The sequence below is a fragment of the Chryseobacterium sp. SORGH_AS_0447 genome (assembly GCF_030818695.1).
GTDB lineage: Bacteria > Bacteroidota > Bacteroidia > Flavobacteriales > Weeksellaceae > Chryseobacterium.
The window spans coordinates 1,513,502-1,531,311 of record NZ_JAUTAR010000001.1 but is presented as its reverse complement, the minus strand read 5'-3'; the positions used below and the strand labels follow the sequence as shown (position 1 = coordinate 1,531,311).

Sequence of the window (17,810 nt, the reverse complement as noted above, 5' to 3'; positions counted from 1 at the left end):
TAAATGAAGTCCCGGTTTTCCGGGGCTTTTTTTATTAATTAAAATTTAATTAGTTTTACTTTTTAAAGACCATGAAACAGCAGCTAGAAGAAATTATCCACCAGGTTTACCGTAAAGAAAAACGGAATCTTTTCACTTTTTTAACCGGCGCAGGAATTTCCTCAGACAGCGGAATCCCGACTTACCGGGGGATCGACGGCATCTGGGTGAAGGGAACTCAATTTCATAAGCCTGAGGAATTCGGGACGCTGCGGTATTTCAGGCAGCATCCTGAGGAAGTTTGGCAATACGCCTTGTTCAGAAAGAAAATGTTCGAAAATGCGGCTCCCAATGAAAGCCATTTTGAACTCGCGGAAATTGAGGGTATGCTGAAAGACAGGTTTCATCTCGTTACCCAGAACATTGATAACCTTCACCGCCGGGCAGGAAGTACAAGACTGTACGAAATTCACGGAAACAACCGGGAAATTAAATGTTCCAACGGCTGTAAAGGGATTATCGGCCTCCCGGAAGAGGTCAAAGGAAAAAATATTGACGAAGACCTTACGGAAAGAGAGATCGAACTGCTTACCTGCCCGGACTGCGGACATTGGATGCGGCCGAATATCCTATGGTTCGATGAATATTATGATGAAAAGACGAATAAGAAGTTCAGCGCTTTAAAAGTTGCTAAAAATAGCGGTGTCCTCTTTATTGCCGGGACTTCCGGAGCAACGAATCTACCACTGGCCATTGCTGAAACCGCTTTGAAATACGGTGCTTATATAGTGGACATTAATACGGAAGACAATCATTTCACAGAGCTGATCAAAAACAAAAAGAATAAACTGATCATCCGGGAAAGATCTACGGAAGTATTCGTTGTTATTAAAGAAATTATTAAAAATTTAAATAAAGATCTAATGTAATTTACCGGGTTATTTTTAATGCATATCATCGTAAATCCTCACAAGATCCACTATATTTTTTACCTGAAGTTTCTCGAAGATTTTCTTTTTGTATGTACTGATGGTTGACATTTTCAGATTCAGGCTGTTGGAAATTTCAATATTCCCGTTGCCTTCCGCCAAAAGCTTAAAGATCTGAAACTCCCTTTTGGAAAGCCTGTCAACAGAGTGGCTGTCTGCAGACTGAGTTACCAGCTTTTTCATCATGTTAAATGTATAAAAATATCCTTCCTCGAAAACGGAAGTTATTGCCGTGAGAATTTCAGCTTCCGAAGCGCCTTTATTCAGATAGCCGGCAGCCCCTTCTTCAATATACTGTATGCCGACATTTTCGTCATATGTTGAAAAGATCAGGATTTTAAGCTGTTTCTGCTTTCTTTTTAAATCTTTAATCATAGCCTTGAAAATACTTTGCGGTATATCAATATCAATAATAAGCAGGTCGTATGTTTTTTTGGAAACTTTTTCTTTTGTCTCGGTATATGTTTCTGCAAAATCAATATCGCAGGGATACTGAAGTTTGCTTTTGATGACAAGAGCAGTACCTGTTCTTACAACATAATGACCGTCAGCAATGAGTATATTTTTCATAGTCTAGTTTTTTTGACAAGATATTCCGTAAAATGATCTCCCGCTATGTAGGAAATCATTTTTTGAATTAATTTACAATTGCATAACAAGTAGCAGACCAAATACCATATTATTCATTACAATTTTTATCTGTTTGAAAAGGATGCGGTATTTTGTACAGCGTATCGACCTCAGAACTTTCAGAATTTCCTGTTTCTTATTTTAGCAATTGGCAGGAAATACTCAGCAAAAAAATGAAACAAAAAATTATATTACAAAAAGCCTTTGTATAAAGCGTTGCAAAAAAATTTCAGCAAAAATAATACATAAAACACTCATCTGAACGTAGAATTATTACTATGAAAATTTCCTAATTTTTTCTGAGCTTTTGTTAAAAAATGCAAAAATAAAGATGAAAAATCTACCATTGTTAGAAATTACAGGTATAATTTGTGGTTTAATAAGTAAGGTGCTCATCCACACAATCAAGTATAGACCTGTCTTTCCCGTAATTGATCGCATTTTTTTGATCTTAATATACTTCAATATACCACAATATATTATTAAAATTGATTTTTCTCTAATAAATATAGTTTACGTACATCCTTAAGTTATAAATTGATATAGTAGTAGCTTACACCATTCAGATTTAGAAAAAGGATTTAATTAAAAGTAAAAGTTGGAGTCGAAAATACATTGGAGAACAACCTCTATTTTTTTCTTCGAAGAAATTTTTTTCAATTTTAAAACAATCATTTCAAAATAATATATACCTTTGTACCATCATGGCAAGATTATTAGAATTTGATGAAGAGCAGGCAATTCAGAAAGCGATGGAAGTTTTCTGGAAGAAAGGTTATGCCTCAACTTCTATGCGTGACCTGACCGATGCGATGCAGATCAACAGCAGCAGTCTTTACAATACAATTGGGGACAAGCAGAAGCTGTTTATCAGATGTATTAAAAATTACACCGATATGCGGATCCGGGCAACGGAAGAGCGGTATAAAGAGTATGGCTCACCAATAGAGGCATTGGAAAATTTCATCCGGGATGCAGCACACATTATCACTACCGAGCCCAGCAGCTGCCTCTGCATAAAAGCAACGTTCGAAACCGAAGGTGAAAATCCGGAAATTCAGGCAGCCGTAAATGCCTATGATCATTTTAACCATCAATTCCTGCAAAATTTAATAGAAAAAGCCCAGAATGCAGGAGAAATATCCACTGATGAAGATGCCGGTATTATTGCAGACCATTTGGGCAGTGTATTGATCGGCTGGTACAATTCATTTGTGTTGCATCAGGACAGCCGGAAAATTACGGACATGGCCGATTTTGTAATCCGCCAATTAAAAAGATAAAATTTTTTACCCAATTTTAAAACGATCGTTTCAAAATAAAAAATAACTTAAAACAAAAATTATGATCCAATTAAACGGAAAAACCGCCCTTGTAACAGGAGGCACAAAAGGTATAGGAAAGGCAATCGCCGACAAGCTTAACACTGCCGGGGCAACAATTATTGTAGTGGCCAGAACTCCGCCGAAAGAAAATCCGGAAGAATATTATTTTATTCAGGCAGATCTTGCCCAACCCGGAAGTGCCGAAATAATGGCCAAAGAAATTCTGGAAAAATTCGGCGGAATTGATATTATCGTAAATAATGCAGGTGCCAACCTCAGTGAAGGCGGAAGCTTCAGCACCCTTACAGATGAACATTGGAATAACGATTTCCAGCTGAATTTAATGTCGGCGGTCCGTGTAAACAAGGCGTTGCTGCCTACGATGATCGAAAAGAAAAGCGGGGTTATCATCAATATTTCCACTTATGCCGCCCAACAGCCGCTCTGGGAGATGACCATGACGTATTCCGCCGCTAAAGCCGCGCTGAATGCATACACCAAAGCATTGTCACGCGAAGTCGGCCCGAAAGGAATCCGCGTCAATGCTGTTTCTCCGGGAGTCGTAAAAACGCCTTTGATGAACGAATTTATCGAAAACATCGCCAAATCATCGAATATTTCAACCGATGAAGCTTTCAAAACGCTTATGAGCAGAGTGGGAGAAATTCCGCTGGGCAGAATGGCTGAACCTGAAGAAATTGCAAACCTTGTGGGATTTCTTGTCTCCTCCGAAGCAGATTACATCACAGGATCCAATTATCTGATTGACGGAGGAGTGAGCCCGGTTGTTTAATCCTTAAAATTCTTTAAGGTAATATAATACTTTTTGAAGCAAACAAAAAAGACAGATCGTTATGATCTGTCTTTTTTATATTTTTCAGAGTTCTACTCTACGCTTACTACTCTTTCGATCTCAGGCGCGTGCTGTTTGATCGTATTTTCCACCCCAAGTTTCAGGGTCGAAAAATTCAGGGAACATCCCGAACAGTTTCCCAAAAGCTTTACATACACCAGGTTATCCTTTACATCGATAAGCTCGATATCTCCTCCGTCTTTATTGAGGAAAGGCCTGATGCTTTCCAGGGCTTCCATTACTCTTGTTACGGTATCTTCGTGTGCTATATTTGTTTCCATATTTTTCAGTTCAATTGGTTTTCAGATGCAGGAATATCTTATTTCGCTTTCGGCGAGCATCCTGCCATTGTTGTAATTTTTACGGCTTCCGTAGGAGGAAGGTTTTTATTTCTTTCCACCAGGCTTTCTACCATTTTACGGGCAGTTTCGGTATAGATCTCTGCAATTGTAGAATTTTCCTGTAAAGCAGCCGGCCTTCCGACATCACCTGCTTCGCGGATGCTCTGGATCAGTGGAATTTCACCCAGTACCGGGATCCCAAGATCGTCTGCCAGATATTGTGCTCCCTGCTGTCCGAAGATATAATATTTATTGTCCGGCAGTTCTTCCGGCGTGAAATAGGCCATATTCTCAATTAATCCAAGTACCGGAATATTAATGCTTTCCATCTGGAACATTGCAATCCCTTTTCTTACGTCTGCCAATGCTACATGCTGAGGCGTACTTACAATAACCGCTCCCGTTACCGGAACTTCCTGGATAATGGACAGGTGGATATCTCCCGTTCCCGGAGGAAGGTCAATCAGTAAGAAATCAAGCTCACCCCATGCCGCATCACGGATCATCTGGTTCAGTGCTTTTGATGCCATTGGGCCTCTCCACACCACCGCCTGGTTGGCTCCAGAGAAATATCCTATTGAAAGCATTTTAACACCGTAATTTTCAACAGGCTTCATTAAGCTTTTACCGTTTACCTCTACAGAAATTGGCTTTTCGCCTTCCGTATCGAACATGGTTGGAACAGACGGCCCATAAATATCGGCATCCAACAATCCTACCTTAAAGCCCATTTTTGCTAATGTCACCGCCATATTGGCAGAAACAGTAGACTTTCCAACTCCTCCTTTTCCGGAAGCGATGGCGATGATATTCTGAATCCCGGGAATCTGCTTCCCTTTGATCTGACTTTGCTGAATTTCGCTCGGCTCCGGAGAGACGATCTTTAATTTAAGATTCACTTCTTCCCCAAATTCGCTGGCAAACGCCTGTTTCATGGCTGCCTCCAGTTTTTTCTTTTCGTGCATGGCCGGAGAGTGTGCCGTCATGTCTATATATACATCAGCGCCCATGATCTGCAGGTTGTTCACCAAATCATCAACTTCTATTTCCTTAAGGAAATCCTGAACCTTTTCTTTCGTCAACATAAACTAAATAAATTGTTTACAAATTTACGTAATTTTTAGCTATTTAGAATAAGTAAAAGGACTGATAGATATTTTCTTTTGTGAAAACGAATTTTATAGTACTTTAGGGGAATTTTAATTTTTATCTATGAAAAGATTATTTATCATTCTTCTTGGGATTATTGCTCATAATCTGTTTTCGCAGCATTATTCGCAATATGTGAATCCATTTATCGGGACAGGCGGCCACGGGCATACGTTTCCGGGAGCCATCGTACCTTTCGGGATGGTACAGCTTTCTCCCGATACAAGAATCGACGGAAGCTGGGATGGCTGCAGCGGCTACCACTACTCCGATTCCGTGATCTACGGATTTTCCCATACCCATCTGAACGGAACGGGTGTTTCGGACTACGGCGATATCATGCTAATGCCGACGATGGGGAAACCTGGACTGACTCCCAAAGAATATTCATCATCATTTTCGCATAAAAATGAAAAAGCAACGGCCGGATTTTATTCGGTAAAATTGGATAAGCATAATATTGATGTGCGTTTAACCACGACTAAAAGAGTCGGTTACCATGAGTACACCTTCAACAATGCCGGAGATGCGAATATTATTTTAGATTTAAATCACAGAGATAAATTGCTGGAAGGCGAAGTAAAGATCATTGACAGCAAAACCATTGAAGTTTTCCGCAGAAGTGAAGCCTGGGCGACCAATCAGTATATCTATGCCAGAATTGAGTTTTCCAAGCCGATGAAAATTTCAAAAAAAACAGTAAACGGAAAGAATGAGAACAATCTTTTTACCGGAACACAACTGGCACTGGCATTTTCTTCCAAAGTTAAAAAAGGAGAAAAGATCGCTGTAAAAGTTTCCATTTCCCCAACAGGCTATGAAGGAGCCGGAAAAAATATGCTGGCTGAAGGAAAATCGAATGATTTTGAAACCATAAGAAGACAGGCTGTGGCCGACTGGGATCAGGAACTGTCTAAAATCGAAGTGAAATCGTCCAACAAAGATAAGCTGACTGTTTTTTACACGGCAATGTATCACGTTTTCACCCAGCCGAACATCAATATGGATGTGGACGGAAAATATAGGGGCCGAGACAACAAATTTTATATGGCCAGAGGATTCGATTATTATTCGGTATTCTCGCTTTGGGACACTTTCAGAGGTGCCCATCCTTTAATGACGTTAATCGACCGCAAAAGAACGGCAGATTTCATCAATACTTTTATCAAACAATACGAGCAGGGCGGAAAGCTTCCGGTTTGGGAACTCGCTTCCAACGAAACGGAATGCATGATCGGTTACCATTCGGTTTCTGTAATCGCCGATGCGATGACCAAAGGAATCACAGGATTTGATTATGAAAAAGCCTTTGAAGCCTCCAAACATTCGGCAATGCTGGATATTTTCGGGTTGAATGCTTACAAGCAAAACAATTTCATCAGCATTGATGATGAGCACGAAAGCGTATCCAAAACCGTAGAATATGCATATGACGACTGGTGCATCGCCCAGATGGCCAAAATTTTAGGAAAGAAAGAAGATTATCAGTATTTTATGAAACGTTCCCAGAACTGGAAAAACCTTTACAATCCTAAGAACGGATTTATGCAGCCTAGAAAAAACGGGAACTGGTACGAGCCTTTTGAGCCGAGAGAAGTGAATAACAATTACACGGAAGGAAATTCCTGGCATTATTCCTATTCTGTTCAGCAGGATATCCCGGGACTGATTGCCGCACATGGCGGAAAGGAAAAATTCGAACAGTTTATCGATGCTATTTTTGCCGCTCCCGATAAGACCACCGGCCGGGAACAGGTAGACATCACCGGACTAATTGGGCAATATGCCCAGGGAAATGAGCCGAGCCATCATATCGCCTACCTCTACAATTATGTAGGGAAACCCGAAAAAACAGATACCAAAATAAAATTCATCCTGAATAATTATTATAAAAATGCACCGGACGGACTGATCGGTAATGAGGATTGCGGCCAGATGAGCGCCTGGTATATTTTAAGCGTCATGGGAATCTATGCCGTAACTCCTGGGTTACCTGAATGGCAGACGACCACACCGTATTTTGATGAAATTAAAATTCACCTGGAAGACGGTACCACCAGAACCATCACTAAGAATACAGGAAGAGAAGAACTGAAAAAGTTAGGTTTTGAAAATGTAAAATCGTTCAGGGATTTTAAATATGATGAACTGACCGCCTCTCCCGTTATTGCGGCGGCAAGGATTTTCGACCTGAATACGAAAGTGGAAATTACTGCACTGAATCCTGATGATAAAATCTACTACATGACACTGGATGAAGACGATGCCAATGTAAGAAAAACGTTCACCGCTTATAAAGGGCCGTTTATGATTATGAAAACCACTCAGATTTCAGCGTATACAGAAAGAAACGGTGAGAAAAGCTCTGTGGTAACCGCTGCTTTCAACAGAAGGCCGAACAATTGGGACATCACGGTGAATTCAACTCCGACTCCGCAATATACAGCGAGTGGAAAACTGTCTTTAATTGACGGAATAAACGGAGATGCCAACTGGAGAAAAGGCGAATGGCTCGGTTACCAGGGTCAGACTTTTGAAGCGGTGATCGATATGAAATCGCCTCAGCAGATCACCCATCTCTCCTCCACTTATCTTCAGGACAGCCGGGCATGGATTTTAATGCCGAAAAAAGTGGAATATTATGTATCCAACAACGGAAAAGATTTCATTCTGCTGAAAACCGTAGACAACACGCTGGATCCGAAAGATGAAACGCCTCAGGTAAAAGATTTCTCCACTGACGTTTTACCGACGCAAGCGCGTTATGTTAAAGTAAAAGCTTATCATTTCGGCAAGCTTCCGGACTGGCACCAGGGCGCGGGTGGCGATGCTTATATTTTCGTAGATGAAATTTCAGTAAAATAATTGAACTCTGCTCAACAAAAACAAAACCCTCCGGAAGTTCCGGAGGGTTTTGTTTTAACGGTTTATTGATGTCACCCTTTCAGGGCTCTTTACATTCGTGTTGAATTGGTACATCGGACTTCACCCGATGCTGGTGATCGCGCCCTTTCAGGGCTTTACATGGCCTTTCAATCTTAGAATATTATTTTCAGAGCAATCGATTTGATATTTGCTATGAATCTTACAGACCGGAATAATACAAAACATCTTGAAAGAGTAAAATCAACAGCTTCGATAAAGGTTGATGAGTAAAATAAAAAACATCCGAAAACAACAGCTCTAAAAGAATGAGGTAAAAGCTCAATGACCTTGTAACACATGCAGAAACAATCAGCCCTGAAAGGGTGAAACCAACAGCATTGGGTGAAGCCCAATGACCTTGTAACATACGCAGAAACAATCAGCCCTGAAAGGGCGGAATCACCAGCATTGGGTGAAGCCCAATGACCGTGTAACATACGCAGAACAATCAGCCCTGAAAGGGCGGAATCAACAGCATTGGGTGAAGCCCAATGACCGTGTAACATACACAGAAACAATCAGCCGTAGAGAGGTAAATAGCGCAAATTTAATTTTAAAACACCATCTTTTCCGACCAGTTCAATCCATCCGGCAGTTGTCTATCGGAAAATTCAATATGGATCACCCTTCTCCTGTTTCCATTGATTGTGCGGTTGGAGCCGTGCAGAAGTAAGGGTTTCATGATCATGATTCCGCCGCTTTCCACGTTGCAGATTTCTTCCGTTTCAATGGTCCAGTCGATGGTTTCCGGGCGATAAATGCCTTTGGCGTGGGATCCGGGAACTACTTTCAGGGCTCCGTTGTTTTCATCTGTGTCATCAAGATGAATCCGGATCGTATATATATTTTCCAGGATATCCAGCGGTGGCTGAACGGCAAACTGATTCTGTTTGGTCGTCCAGGGTCCGAATCCTTCCAGCTGCATTTTTTGATCCACTGAAATCGTTAGGTCCTGATGATAAGCCACATACCAGTTTGAGGTTTCAGGCTTATCGAAATAAATGCTTTTCACCACAAAGTACTGATTTCCGAAAATCTTCCTGATTACCATTTTCATATTTTCGGTAAAGATCAGATCCTGTACTTCGGGAACTTCCTTTAAAAACTGCCGGATGGCAAATAAGTCTTCTGATTTTCTGAAAGTTTCCTTTGAGGTATCTATATTTTGAATCACTTCAATAATTCTCCGGATTTCATGATCGGAAAAAATATTGTTGATCACCGTGAATCCTTTTTCCTGGATGATGTTTTTATGATTTTGCAAATTCATTATAGAAAATTTAAAAGCGATTTAATTTTTATCTCACAAAATAAATGGTCAATAATGAAATATCAAAAATTCACTATTGACCACTCACCAGCATCAGCTGCGATTTATATTTTACAGGTTTCCGCCGTGGTTATCCAGCTGCCGTTCCCATTTGGAAACGGCTGAAGTTGCCAGGGCATTTCCCAGCACATTTGTCATGCTTCTTCCCATATCACAGAAATGGTCGATCGGCAGAATAAGGGCAATCCCTTCCGGCGGAATTCCGAACATCGAACAGGTCGCCACGATAATGACCAGGGAAGCTCTCGGAACCCCGGCAATCCCTTTGGACGTCAGCATCAATACCAGAAGCATCGTGATCTGTTGCCCGACAGTCATTTCAATTCCGTAGATCTGGGCAATGAAAATGGAGGCAAACGTCATATACATCATGCTGCCGTCAAGATTAAAAGAATAGCCCAACGGCAAAATGAAGGACACGACCCGGTTGTTGCATCCGAATCTTTCTAACTCCTCTACCAGTTTCGGGAAAACAGCCTCTGAGCTCGTGGTGGAAAAAGCGATCAGCAAAGGCTCTTTAATTCTTCTCAATAATTCGAAAAGACGGTTTCCTAAAATCAGGTAGCCAACCAACAGAAGAACCAGCCAAAGAATACCCAAAGCAAAGAAAAAGTCTCTCAGGTAAATGGCATATACTTTAAAGATCTCGAAACCATTGGTGGCTACTACTGCAGCAATCGCTCCCAAGACCCCCAGCGGCGCAAACCACATGATGTAGCCTACCATTTTCAGGATTCCGTGCGCGACAATATCAAATAACTTGATTACCGGCTGCGAATATTCTTCCCCCATATTGGCCAGTGCAATCCCGAACATAATCGAAAATACCACGATCTGCAATACTTCGTTGGTTGCAAAAGCTTCGAATATACTTTTCGGAATAATATGTTTTACAAAATCTTCCATCGAAAATCCTTTGCTCGTTTTCAGCAGTTCTTCTGCAGAAGCAGCATCCTGGATCGGAAGTTTGGTAACATGACCGGGCTCCAGCCAGTTTACCAGCATCAAACCGATAAAAAGGGAAATGAGTGAGGCGGAAATAAACCACAGCATGGCTTTGGTACCTACCCTCCCGATCATTTTAATATCACTCATCTTGGCAATTCCCACAACCAGTGTGGTGAAAACCAACGGGGCAATGATCATCTGAACCAGGCGGATGAAAACCGTCCCTAAAAGTTTAATGTTTTTTGAAAAAGGTTCTGCACTTTCGGGGTAGCTTACGTGTACCAGTCCGCCGATTGCCACGCCCAGGATAAGTGCGATGACAATGGCTATAAATAGTTTATTTTGTCCTTTCATATCAATAATTCAAGTTTCGCAAATATAATATTTTTACAATTGGAATGATGACGATTTATTATTCGATTAATTTTTGTCAGGAATGGCTTTTGAACACCAATCCGACTATTTTGAAAAGCATTGAGGAAAATTCATAAAAAATCATTCGAATTTTTACATTTTGGTATACATTTTACTATAATATTTACTTGTATTAACATTAAAAATATACAACTATGAAAAAATCAATTGCTATGGCTGCACTGGCTATCGCTGTATCTTTCGGATCTGTTTCCTGCAAGAAAAAAGTTTCTGATGCTGATCTTCAGACTCAGGCTACTACGGTAGTGGTTTCTAATCCGAATGCTTCCGTAGAAGTAAAAGACGGAGTAGCCCATCTAAGCGGAACTTTCGAAACACAGGAAGCTAAAGACGCCATGATCAAACAATTAAAAGCCATCAACGGAGTAAAAGAAGTGATGGATATGGCTACCGTAGCGCCTTCTGCAACCGCTGCTCCTGCTATTGAAACACAATCTGCCGTTGCTCCTGAAGTACAGCAGAAAGTACAAGATGCCGTAAAAGACATTCCTGGAGTGAAAGTGGAAGTAGTGAACGGAGAACTTACGCTTACCGGAAATATTTCTTCTTCTGATGCCAGAAAAGTAAAAGAATCGGTAGATGCTTTGAAAGTAGGAAAAGTAAATTATAACTATACTGTAACAAAATAATAAGCCATGAATACATTACAGGATAAATATTCAAATGTGGTTTCTGCGGCCCAGTCTGCAGGAATTTCCAATCTTCAGGTTCAGGAACAGGACGGAATTCTTTATGTTTCGGGAAGTGCTTCCAATACAGCAGCTAAAGACGCGGTATGGAATGCGTTAGGAGCTATTGACTCTACCTATTCTGCTTCAGACATCAATATCGATGTTCAGGTAGCCGGGCTTTCAGCAGGAACTGCCCTTACCGTTGCAACGGATGAATCTAATTTAAATATCAGACAGGAGCCTTCTACAGATGCAGCGGTTGTCGGAAAAGCAACAAAAGGATCTTCCGTAACACTGATCGAACAGACTTCGGACGACTGGTGGAAAGTAAAAACTGACGACGGACAGGAAGGATACGCCTATTCAAGATATTTGAGAGCTTAAATTTCAGTCTCAAAGTAATCATAAGAACATCTCTTTTTTAAGAGGTGTTTTTATTTTTTATGGAAACTTAACAATTACAGGAATTTTTGGGTGGAAATATTAACGGTATTTAACTCTGAGACTATTATTTTCAACATTATTTTTTCTATAATTTTGCGGCACTGATAATCATCAACTCTATGAGAAAACTATTGCTGCTGCTGGTATTAATGCTGAATATGCTGTTTTTTAATGCCCAAAAATTAAACATTAGCGGAAGGGTTTTAAACTTTGAAAAAAAACCTGTAGAAAATGCCACCATTTATCTTCTGAAACAGAAGGATTCTTCCATCATCAATTACACATCCACCAACCGGGAAGGAAATTTCTCATTAAAAACCGACGACCTTACAGAGCCGGGCATCCTGAAAGTAGATGCAGAAAAACTGGTTTCCTATTCCAAAAATTTTGAAAATATCAGCCAGTCCGTTTCTTTAGGAGAAATAGAGCTAGAAAGAAATTCGGTCACCAATATCCAGGAGGTGAAACTTACCGCTTCACCCGTTAAAGTAAAAAAAGATACCATTGAATTTAATGCTTCTTCCATAAAAGTGCGGCCGGACAGTAAAATCGAGGAGCTCCTGAAACAGATCCCAGGGGTACAGATCGATAACGACGGTAAAATTACCATCAACGGAAAAGAGGTTGACCAGATTACCATTAACGGCAAACCTTTCTTTGATAAGACCGGTAAGATCGCTTTACAGAATCTTCCTGCCGACATCATCAAAAACATTCAGTTCACGACGACCAAAACCAAAGAGGAAGAGCTCAGCGGCAAAAACTCAAAATCCAATAATGCCACCATCAATTTCAACATCGACGAAAAGAAAAACAAAGGACTGATTTCAAGGCTTACTTTAGGCTACGGCTCTGATAAGCGGTATGAAGGCAGCGGGCTTGTAAGCTATTTTAAAAACAATACGAAGATCAGCCTGCTGGCTGCGTCGAACAATATCAACTCCCAGGGTTTTTCAAGCGATGAGGTTTTCGACAGCATGGGACGCGGGAGAAACTCCTGGCTGATGCAGGGCGGCTCCGTTGTTACCAGCGGTGGAACCACTTACTATACTTCCGGCGGAAACAACACCAAAGGCATTCAGAAGTCCACCACCATCGGGCTGAATTACAGTGATAAATTCGGCAAAGATGCAGACCTGGATAATCTGAGCCTGATCCACATCGGCAATAACCTCGAAACCAGATCCAAAGTTTCAAGAACCACGCTGCTGCCGGATTATACGCTAAAAACAAATTCTGAAAGCAACGGTGAAAATGATTCCAGACAATATAGTCTCGACCTGGCTGCCCGGATCCATCTGGATTCTTTAACGAGCATTTATTTCTCGCCGGCGTTTTCACGAAATGAGCTTCATAACTTCAGTAACAGTAATTCCAGCACATTCAAGGATAATGACCTGCTGAATACAAGCAACAGCTATTCGAAAACCGACTCCGAAAACAATTCATTCAATCCCAATATTTATTTCTCTAAAAAATTCAGGAAAAAAGGCAGGGAAATGCATGCGAATATAAACAGCAGCATTGGTGAAAATAAAGAAAACAAACTGAACAGGTCCGAAAATATATTTTATCTGGGGACCCAGCCGAATGACAACCGAAACCAATTCTCACTGAAGAAAAACCAAAATAACAATTACCGGTTCAGTACCGGATATTCCGAACCCATTACCGATTCTATCAGTGTAGGACTGAATTTGAGCTACAATTCCGCGGCCATGAGAAACATAAGGGATGTTAATGATTTCAATACATCAACCCAGCAGTACTCCAGTTATAATGATGCTTTATCCAACCGGATGGATCAGAAGATCGATGAAATAGCTCCTGAATTATCCTTTGAAGTCAACAAAAAGAAAATCAACGCGTGGGGCTCAGTAAAAGCAGAATTTTCCAACATGAATGTAAATTCCCGCTTTAATAATCAGAATTACGAATTGCAGAAAAACTTCGTTCTCCCAAGCTATAACATGGGAATGAATTATGAATTTTCCCAGAATAAAAGATTAAACTTATACAATTTCGCCGATTTCACTATTCCTACGGCAGAACAGCTTACTCCTTACCTGGATGTCATCAATCCACTGGTTTCTTATCAGGGAAATCCAAACCTTAAAAATACATGGACAAATTCTACCTACCTGTATTTCAATAACTTTAACATGGTGAAAAACACCTCCTATTTCATGAACATTGGGTTTACCTATAAAAATAACGACATCATCAACTATTCTTCCTTCGACGAAAGCGGAAAGCAGCTGATAACCTATGCCAACATCAGCGGAAATAAAAACTTCAACTTTGGAGGAGGTTTCAGCAAAACGTTCAAATGGAAAGAAAACAAACTCACCATCAACCCCAGATTCAATTCCAATTACAATTTTAACAAAGGATTCATCAACGGACAGGAATTTTCCAGCAGTTCCTACAGCATCAATCCCGGACTTAACCTCACTTATGAAATTAAAGATAAGCTGACGGTAAAACCTTCTTATACCTTAGGATATAACTTTTCAAAATATAAGAATTACAGCATCGACCAGGTAAATACCAGCAACCAGATCCTGAAGCTGGAGCTTACGAACTACATCTTCAAAAGCAGGCTGATCCTGGGGAACGATCTTGAATACAATACCAATAACAATATCGCTCCGGGCTTCAAAAGGGATTTTTACTTCTGGAACACGAGCGTCGGCTATTCCTTTTTCAACAAACAGCTGACGGCAAAAGTGAAGGTATATGATGTGCTGAACCAGAACCAGAGCGTAAGAAGAGTTATCTCAAGCACTTATTTTGAAGACCGCGATGACCTGATTCTGAAACGCTACGTCATGTTCTCCCTTACCATGAAGCTCAACAAATTTGCACGCAACAAAACACAAACCCCATAGATTTAAAATTATTTTAAATTGCCGACATCCCTACTAAGGGATGTTTTTTTATATTTTAGCACGTTCAAAAGAAAGTTATGAAGAAGATTCTGTGGCTGCTGATGTTTTTACTGCCATTTCTCATGCTGAGCGGACAGAAGTTCAGTGTTGAAGGGAACGTTGTAGACTTTAAGAAAAAGCCCCTGGAAAATGCGACAGTATATCTGCTAAAGCGAAAGGATTCTTCCATTGTCAATTACACTTCTACCAATAAGGAAGGTAAATTTTCATTAAAAACAGATGAACTTAAAGAAGCATCCATTTTAAAAGTCGATGCAGAAAAATCAGCTTCTTATTCAAAAATATTTGACAAAATCAATCAGTCCGTTGATATCGGAACGCTGGAACTGGATCAGAACAAGGTAACCGATATTGAAGAAGTTAAAATTACCGTGGCCCCGGTAAAAATTAAAAAGGACACCATTGAGTTTAATGCCGCTGCCATCAAAGTGCGCCCCGATAGCAATATTGAAGAGCTCCTGAAAAACATCGGCGGCGTGGAAATAGATAACGACGGAAAAATTACCGCCAATGGAAAACAGGTCGACCAGATCATGATCAACGGGAAACCTTTTTTCGATAAGGACGGAAAGATTGCCTTGAAAAATATCCCGGCGGATATCATCAAGAATATCCAGTTTACCACCACCAAAACCCGCGAAGAAGAGCTTACCGGAAAACCAACGAAATCGGAGAATACGACCATCAATTTCACCATTGATGATAAGAAAAACAAAGGCTTCCTCTCGAGGATTACCGCCGGTTACGGCTCCGACAAACGATATGAAGGCAGCGGTTTCCTGAGCTATTTCAGAGACAAACGGAAGATCAGCATGGTTCTTTCTTCCAACAACGTGAATTCCAGGGGAGATTCCGGTGAGGGCTCCCGCAACATACAGGCCGGAAACAACATGAAAGGAATCCAGAAGTCGACCACCATCGGTGTCAACTACACCGACAGGCTGAGCAACGAAATTGATCTCGATGCATTGGGTCTTACCCGTACGGAAACCAACCTGCAGACCGCTTCTAAAATTTCAAAAACCACCTTTCTTCCGGATTATAACCTCAAGACCAATTCGGAAAGCACAGGGGAAAACGGATCCGAACAATACAATTTCACCTCATCCGTAAAGATAAAGCCCGATACGCTGAGCACCATTTACTTTTCTCCGGCTTTTTCGCATTCAACAACAGCGAATTCTACCACATTCAGCTCGGCCACTTTCCGGGACGATATGCTGTTAAATGAAAGCCAGTCCGCCGGAAGCTCGGATTCGGAAAGCAACGCTTTTACCCCGAACATCCATTACTCAAGAAAGTTCAGTAAGAAAGGAAGGTCTTTTTATTCCAGTTTAAATACTTCGATCACCGAAAATAAAAACAGAAGCCTTACCAATTCCCAGACCTTCTTTTACGACAACGGCATCGAAGATCCCGCGAAACGGGATTTCAGAAACCAGCTGACCCGAACCAAAGCGCAGAACAGCAGCTATTCCTTCAACGCCAAATACACGGAACCCCTTTCCGATTCCCTGAACATTAATTTCGGGCTGAATTATAATTCGGCCAATGCTTTTAACGACAGGCTCGTTCATGACTTTGATCCGGCGACCGGGCAGTATTCCAATTACAATCTAGCTTTGTCCAACAGTTCCGACGAAAGGAACAACCAATTTTCACCCCAAATTACTCTTGAACTCAATAAACAGAAATACAATTTCTGGGCTTCAGCAAATGTTGATTTTACCGATCTGAAGTACCAATCCGTTTTCAACGGTCAGCATTTTGAACTTAGCCGGAATTTTATCCTGCCGGATTATAATGCAGGCTTACAGTACAAAATCTCTGAAAATTCCAGGTTGAATATCTACAACTCGGCAAGCTTTACCATTCCTTCATCCCAACGGCTGATCCCTTATGTAGACGAATCGAATCCTCTGGTGACCTACCAGGGAAATCCGGATCTTAAAAATGCCTGGAGCAACCGGACCAGCCTTTATTTCAACAATTTCAATGTTCCGAAGAACATCAATTATCATCTCAGCCTGTCTTTTACTTACAACAGCAACGATACCACCAGCTTTTCCTATTATGACGATTCCGGGAAACAGTTTGTTACCTACACCAACATCAGCGGAAACAAAAGCGCCAATTTCTCGGGAGGTTTCAGCAAGACACTGAAATGGAGCGATCAGAAACTCACTGTCAGTCCGAAGGCCGGCCTGAGCTACCGGTACAGCCGCGGATTTATCAATGGCCAGCTGTTTACCGGGAATTCGTATGTGCTTACCCCCGGGATCAATATCATGTATGATAAAAAGGATAAAATCAATATCAAACCTTCTTATACGCTGACTTATTCTTTTTCCGATTATAAAAATTACAGTGTGGAAAGCATCAGGAATACTTATCAGACATTCAGGGTAGAGCTGACCAATTATTTCCTGAAAACAAACCTGATTTTCGAAAACGATTTCGAGTACAACACCAGCTCCAATATTGCTCCGGGGTTCAAAAGGGATTTTTACTTCCTGAATTCCGGCATCGGCTATTCATTTTATAAAAAGCAGCTTACGGCGAGGGTAAAAGTATATGACGTACTGAACCAGAACCAGAGCGTCCGAAGAAATATTACCGCAGCTTATGTAGAAGACCGGGAAGACCTGATCCTCAGAAGATACATCATGTTTTCGCTGACGATGAAGCTGAATAAATTTGCCGGGAATAGAAAGTAGTTCAGATAATTTATGTTCAAAAATTTGTTAATTATTTAAAGAAAAAAATTAAAAAAATATTAATACACTATTTGGTGTATAAAAAAAATTAATAATATTGTTATTAGATTGCAATCTAAAACT

13 protein-coding genes are annotated in these 17,810 nt (G+C 40.8%); 8 read left to right on the top strand and 5 right to left on the bottom strand.

The features are described 5' to 3' along the window. The first annotated feature begins 71 nt into the window (after nucleotides 1-71). Nucleotides 72-908, top strand: coding sequence for a Sir2 family NAD-dependent protein deacetylase (locus tag QE422_RS07220; protein WP_307456298.1), 837 nt, complete (start codon nucleotides 72-74; stop codon nucleotides 906-908). Nucleotides 909-923: 15 nt separating this feature from the next. Here the strand turns inward: QE422_RS07220 and QE422_RS07215 are convergent, their stop codons facing one another. Beyond that, a complete protein-coding gene (locus QE422_RS07215) occupies nucleotides 924-1,538 on the bottom strand; it encodes a response regulator transcription factor (protein ID WP_307456296.1) in 615 nt (204 codons plus the stop codon). A gap of 764 nt (nucleotides 1,539-2,302) precedes the next feature. Here QE422_RS07215 and QE422_RS07210 point away from each other — a divergent pair. Next, nucleotides 2,303-2,881 carry a TetR/AcrR family transcriptional regulator gene (locus QE422_RS07210; protein WP_307456295.1) on the top strand — a complete coding sequence of 193 codons (579 nt, stop codon included), beginning with the start codon at nucleotides 2,303-2,305 and terminating at the stop codon, nucleotides 2,879-2,881. A gap of 61 nt (nucleotides 2,882-2,942) precedes the next feature. Beyond that, nucleotides 2,943-3,716 carry an SDR family oxidoreductase gene (locus QE422_RS07205; protein ID WP_307456293.1) on the top strand — a complete coding sequence of 258 codons (774 nt, stop codon included), beginning with the start codon at nucleotides 2,943-2,945 and terminating at the stop codon, nucleotides 3,714-3,716. Nucleotides 3,717-3,808: 92 nt separating this feature from the next. On the opposite strand, the gene QE422_RS07200 is transcribed toward QE422_RS07205, so the two are convergent. Together QE422_RS07200 and QE422_RS07195 are read right to left on the bottom strand one after the other, a co-directional pair. After that, a complete protein-coding gene (locus tag QE422_RS07200) occupies nucleotides 3,809-4,057 on the bottom strand; it encodes a NifU family protein (protein ID WP_146941029.1) in 249 nt (82 codons plus the stop codon). 38 nt (nucleotides 4,058-4,095) lie between these two features. Further along, a complete protein-coding gene (locus QE422_RS07195; RefSeq protein WP_307456291.1) occupies nucleotides 4,096-5,202 on the bottom strand; it encodes an Mrp/NBP35 family ATP-binding protein in 1,107 nt (368 codons plus the stop codon). Between the two features lie 127 nt (nucleotides 5,203-5,329). Between QE422_RS07195 and QE422_RS07190 the strand changes: the two genes are divergently transcribed. After that, nucleotides 5,330-8,131 carry a GH92 family glycosyl hydrolase gene (locus QE422_RS07190; RefSeq protein WP_307456289.1) on the top strand — a complete coding sequence of 934 codons (2,802 nt, stop codon included), beginning with the start codon at nucleotides 5,330-5,332 and terminating at the stop codon, nucleotides 8,129-8,131. A 613-nt stretch (nucleotides 8,132-8,744) separates the two neighbouring features. Here the strand turns inward: QE422_RS07190 and QE422_RS07185 are convergent. Both QE422_RS07185 and QE422_RS07180 read right to left on the bottom strand, forming a co-directional pair. Continuing rightward, nucleotides 8,745-9,461 (bottom strand): phytanoyl-CoA dioxygenase family protein, encoded by a 717-nt coding sequence (locus QE422_RS07185; RefSeq protein ID WP_307456287.1) that lies wholly within the window; start codon nucleotides 9,459-9,461, stop codon nucleotides 8,745-8,747. 111 nt (nucleotides 9,462-9,572) lie between these two features. Then, complete coding sequence (locus QE422_RS07180) at nucleotides 9,573-10,823, bottom strand: dicarboxylate/amino acid:cation symporter (RefSeq protein WP_307456286.1); 1,251 nt, start codon at nucleotides 10,821-10,823, stop codon at nucleotides 9,573-9,575. A 215-nt stretch (nucleotides 10,824-11,038) separates the two neighbouring features. Here QE422_RS07180 and QE422_RS07175 point away from each other — a divergent pair, with 215 nt between their 5' ends. The 4 genes from QE422_RS07175 (at nucleotide 11,039) to QE422_RS07160 (ending at nucleotide 17,687) form a co-directional block, all read left to right on the top strand. After that, nucleotides 11,039-11,533, top strand: a complete 495-nt coding sequence (locus tag QE422_RS07175) for a BON domain-containing protein (protein ID WP_307456285.1) — start codon at nucleotides 11,039-11,041, stop codon at nucleotides 11,531-11,533. A gap of 6 nt (nucleotides 11,534-11,539) precedes the next feature. After that, the gene (locus QE422_RS07170) at nucleotides 11,540-11,959 is read left to right on the top strand and encodes an SH3 domain-containing protein (RefSeq protein ID WP_307456284.1); all 420 of its coding nucleotides are present in this window, start codon (nucleotides 11,540-11,542) and stop codon (nucleotides 11,957-11,959) included. Nucleotides 11,960-12,138: 179 nt separating this feature from the next. Further along, nucleotides 12,139-14,910 (top strand): TonB-dependent receptor, encoded by a 2,772-nt coding sequence (locus QE422_RS07165; RefSeq protein ID WP_307456283.1) that lies wholly within the window; start codon nucleotides 12,139-12,141, stop codon nucleotides 14,908-14,910. A gap of 77 nt (nucleotides 14,911-14,987) precedes the next feature. Beyond that, on the top strand, nucleotides 14,988-17,687 hold the full coding sequence (locus QE422_RS07160) for a TonB-dependent receptor (RefSeq protein ID WP_307456282.1): 2,700 nt from the start codon (nucleotides 14,988-14,990) through the stop codon (nucleotides 17,685-17,687). Nucleotides 17,688-17,810: the final 123 nt, after the last annotated feature.

Bases quoted from the DNA above. Each gene is read 5' to 3' on its own strand.
- QE422_RS07220 (WP_307456298.1), top strand. From the start codon at position 72: ATGAAACAGCAGCTAGAAGAAATTATCCACCAGGTTTACCGTAAAGAA.
- QE422_RS07215 (WP_307456296.1), bottom strand. From the start codon at position 1,538: ATGAAAAATATACTCATTGCTGACGGTCATTATGTTGTAAGAACAGGT.
- QE422_RS07210 (WP_307456295.1), top strand. From the start codon at position 2,303: ATGGCAAGATTATTAGAATTTGATGAAGAGCAGGCAATTCAGAAAGCG.
- QE422_RS07205 (WP_307456293.1), top strand. From the start codon at position 2,943: ATGATCCAATTAAACGGAAAAACCGCCCTTGTAACAGGAGGCACAAAA.
- QE422_RS07200 (WP_146941029.1), bottom strand. From the start codon at position 4,057: ATGGAAACAAATATAGCACACGAAGATACCGTAACAAGAGTAATGGAA.
- QE422_RS07195 (WP_307456291.1), bottom strand. From the start codon at position 5,202: ATGTTGACGAAAGAAAAGGTTCAGGATTTCCTTAAGGAAATAGAAGTT.
- QE422_RS07190 (WP_307456289.1), top strand. From the start codon at position 5,330: ATGAAAAGATTATTTATCATTCTTCTTGGGATTATTGCTCATAATCTG.
- QE422_RS07185 (WP_307456287.1), bottom strand. From the start codon at position 9,461: ATGAATTTGCAAAATCATAAAAACATCATCCAGGAAAAAGGATTCACG.
- QE422_RS07180 (WP_307456286.1), bottom strand. From the start codon at position 10,823: ATGAAAGGACAAAATAAACTATTTATAGCCATTGTCATCGCACTTATC.
- QE422_RS07175 (WP_307456285.1), top strand. From the start codon at position 11,039: ATGAAAAAATCAATTGCTATGGCTGCACTGGCTATCGCTGTATCTTTC.
- QE422_RS07170 (WP_307456284.1), top strand. From the start codon at position 11,540: ATGAATACATTACAGGATAAATATTCAAATGTGGTTTCTGCGGCCCAG.
- QE422_RS07165 (WP_307456283.1), top strand. From the start codon at position 12,139: ATGAGAAAACTATTGCTGCTGCTGGTATTAATGCTGAATATGCTGTTT.
- QE422_RS07160 (WP_307456282.1), top strand. From the start codon at position 14,988: ATGAAGAAGATTCTGTGGCTGCTGATGTTTTTACTGCCATTTCTCATG.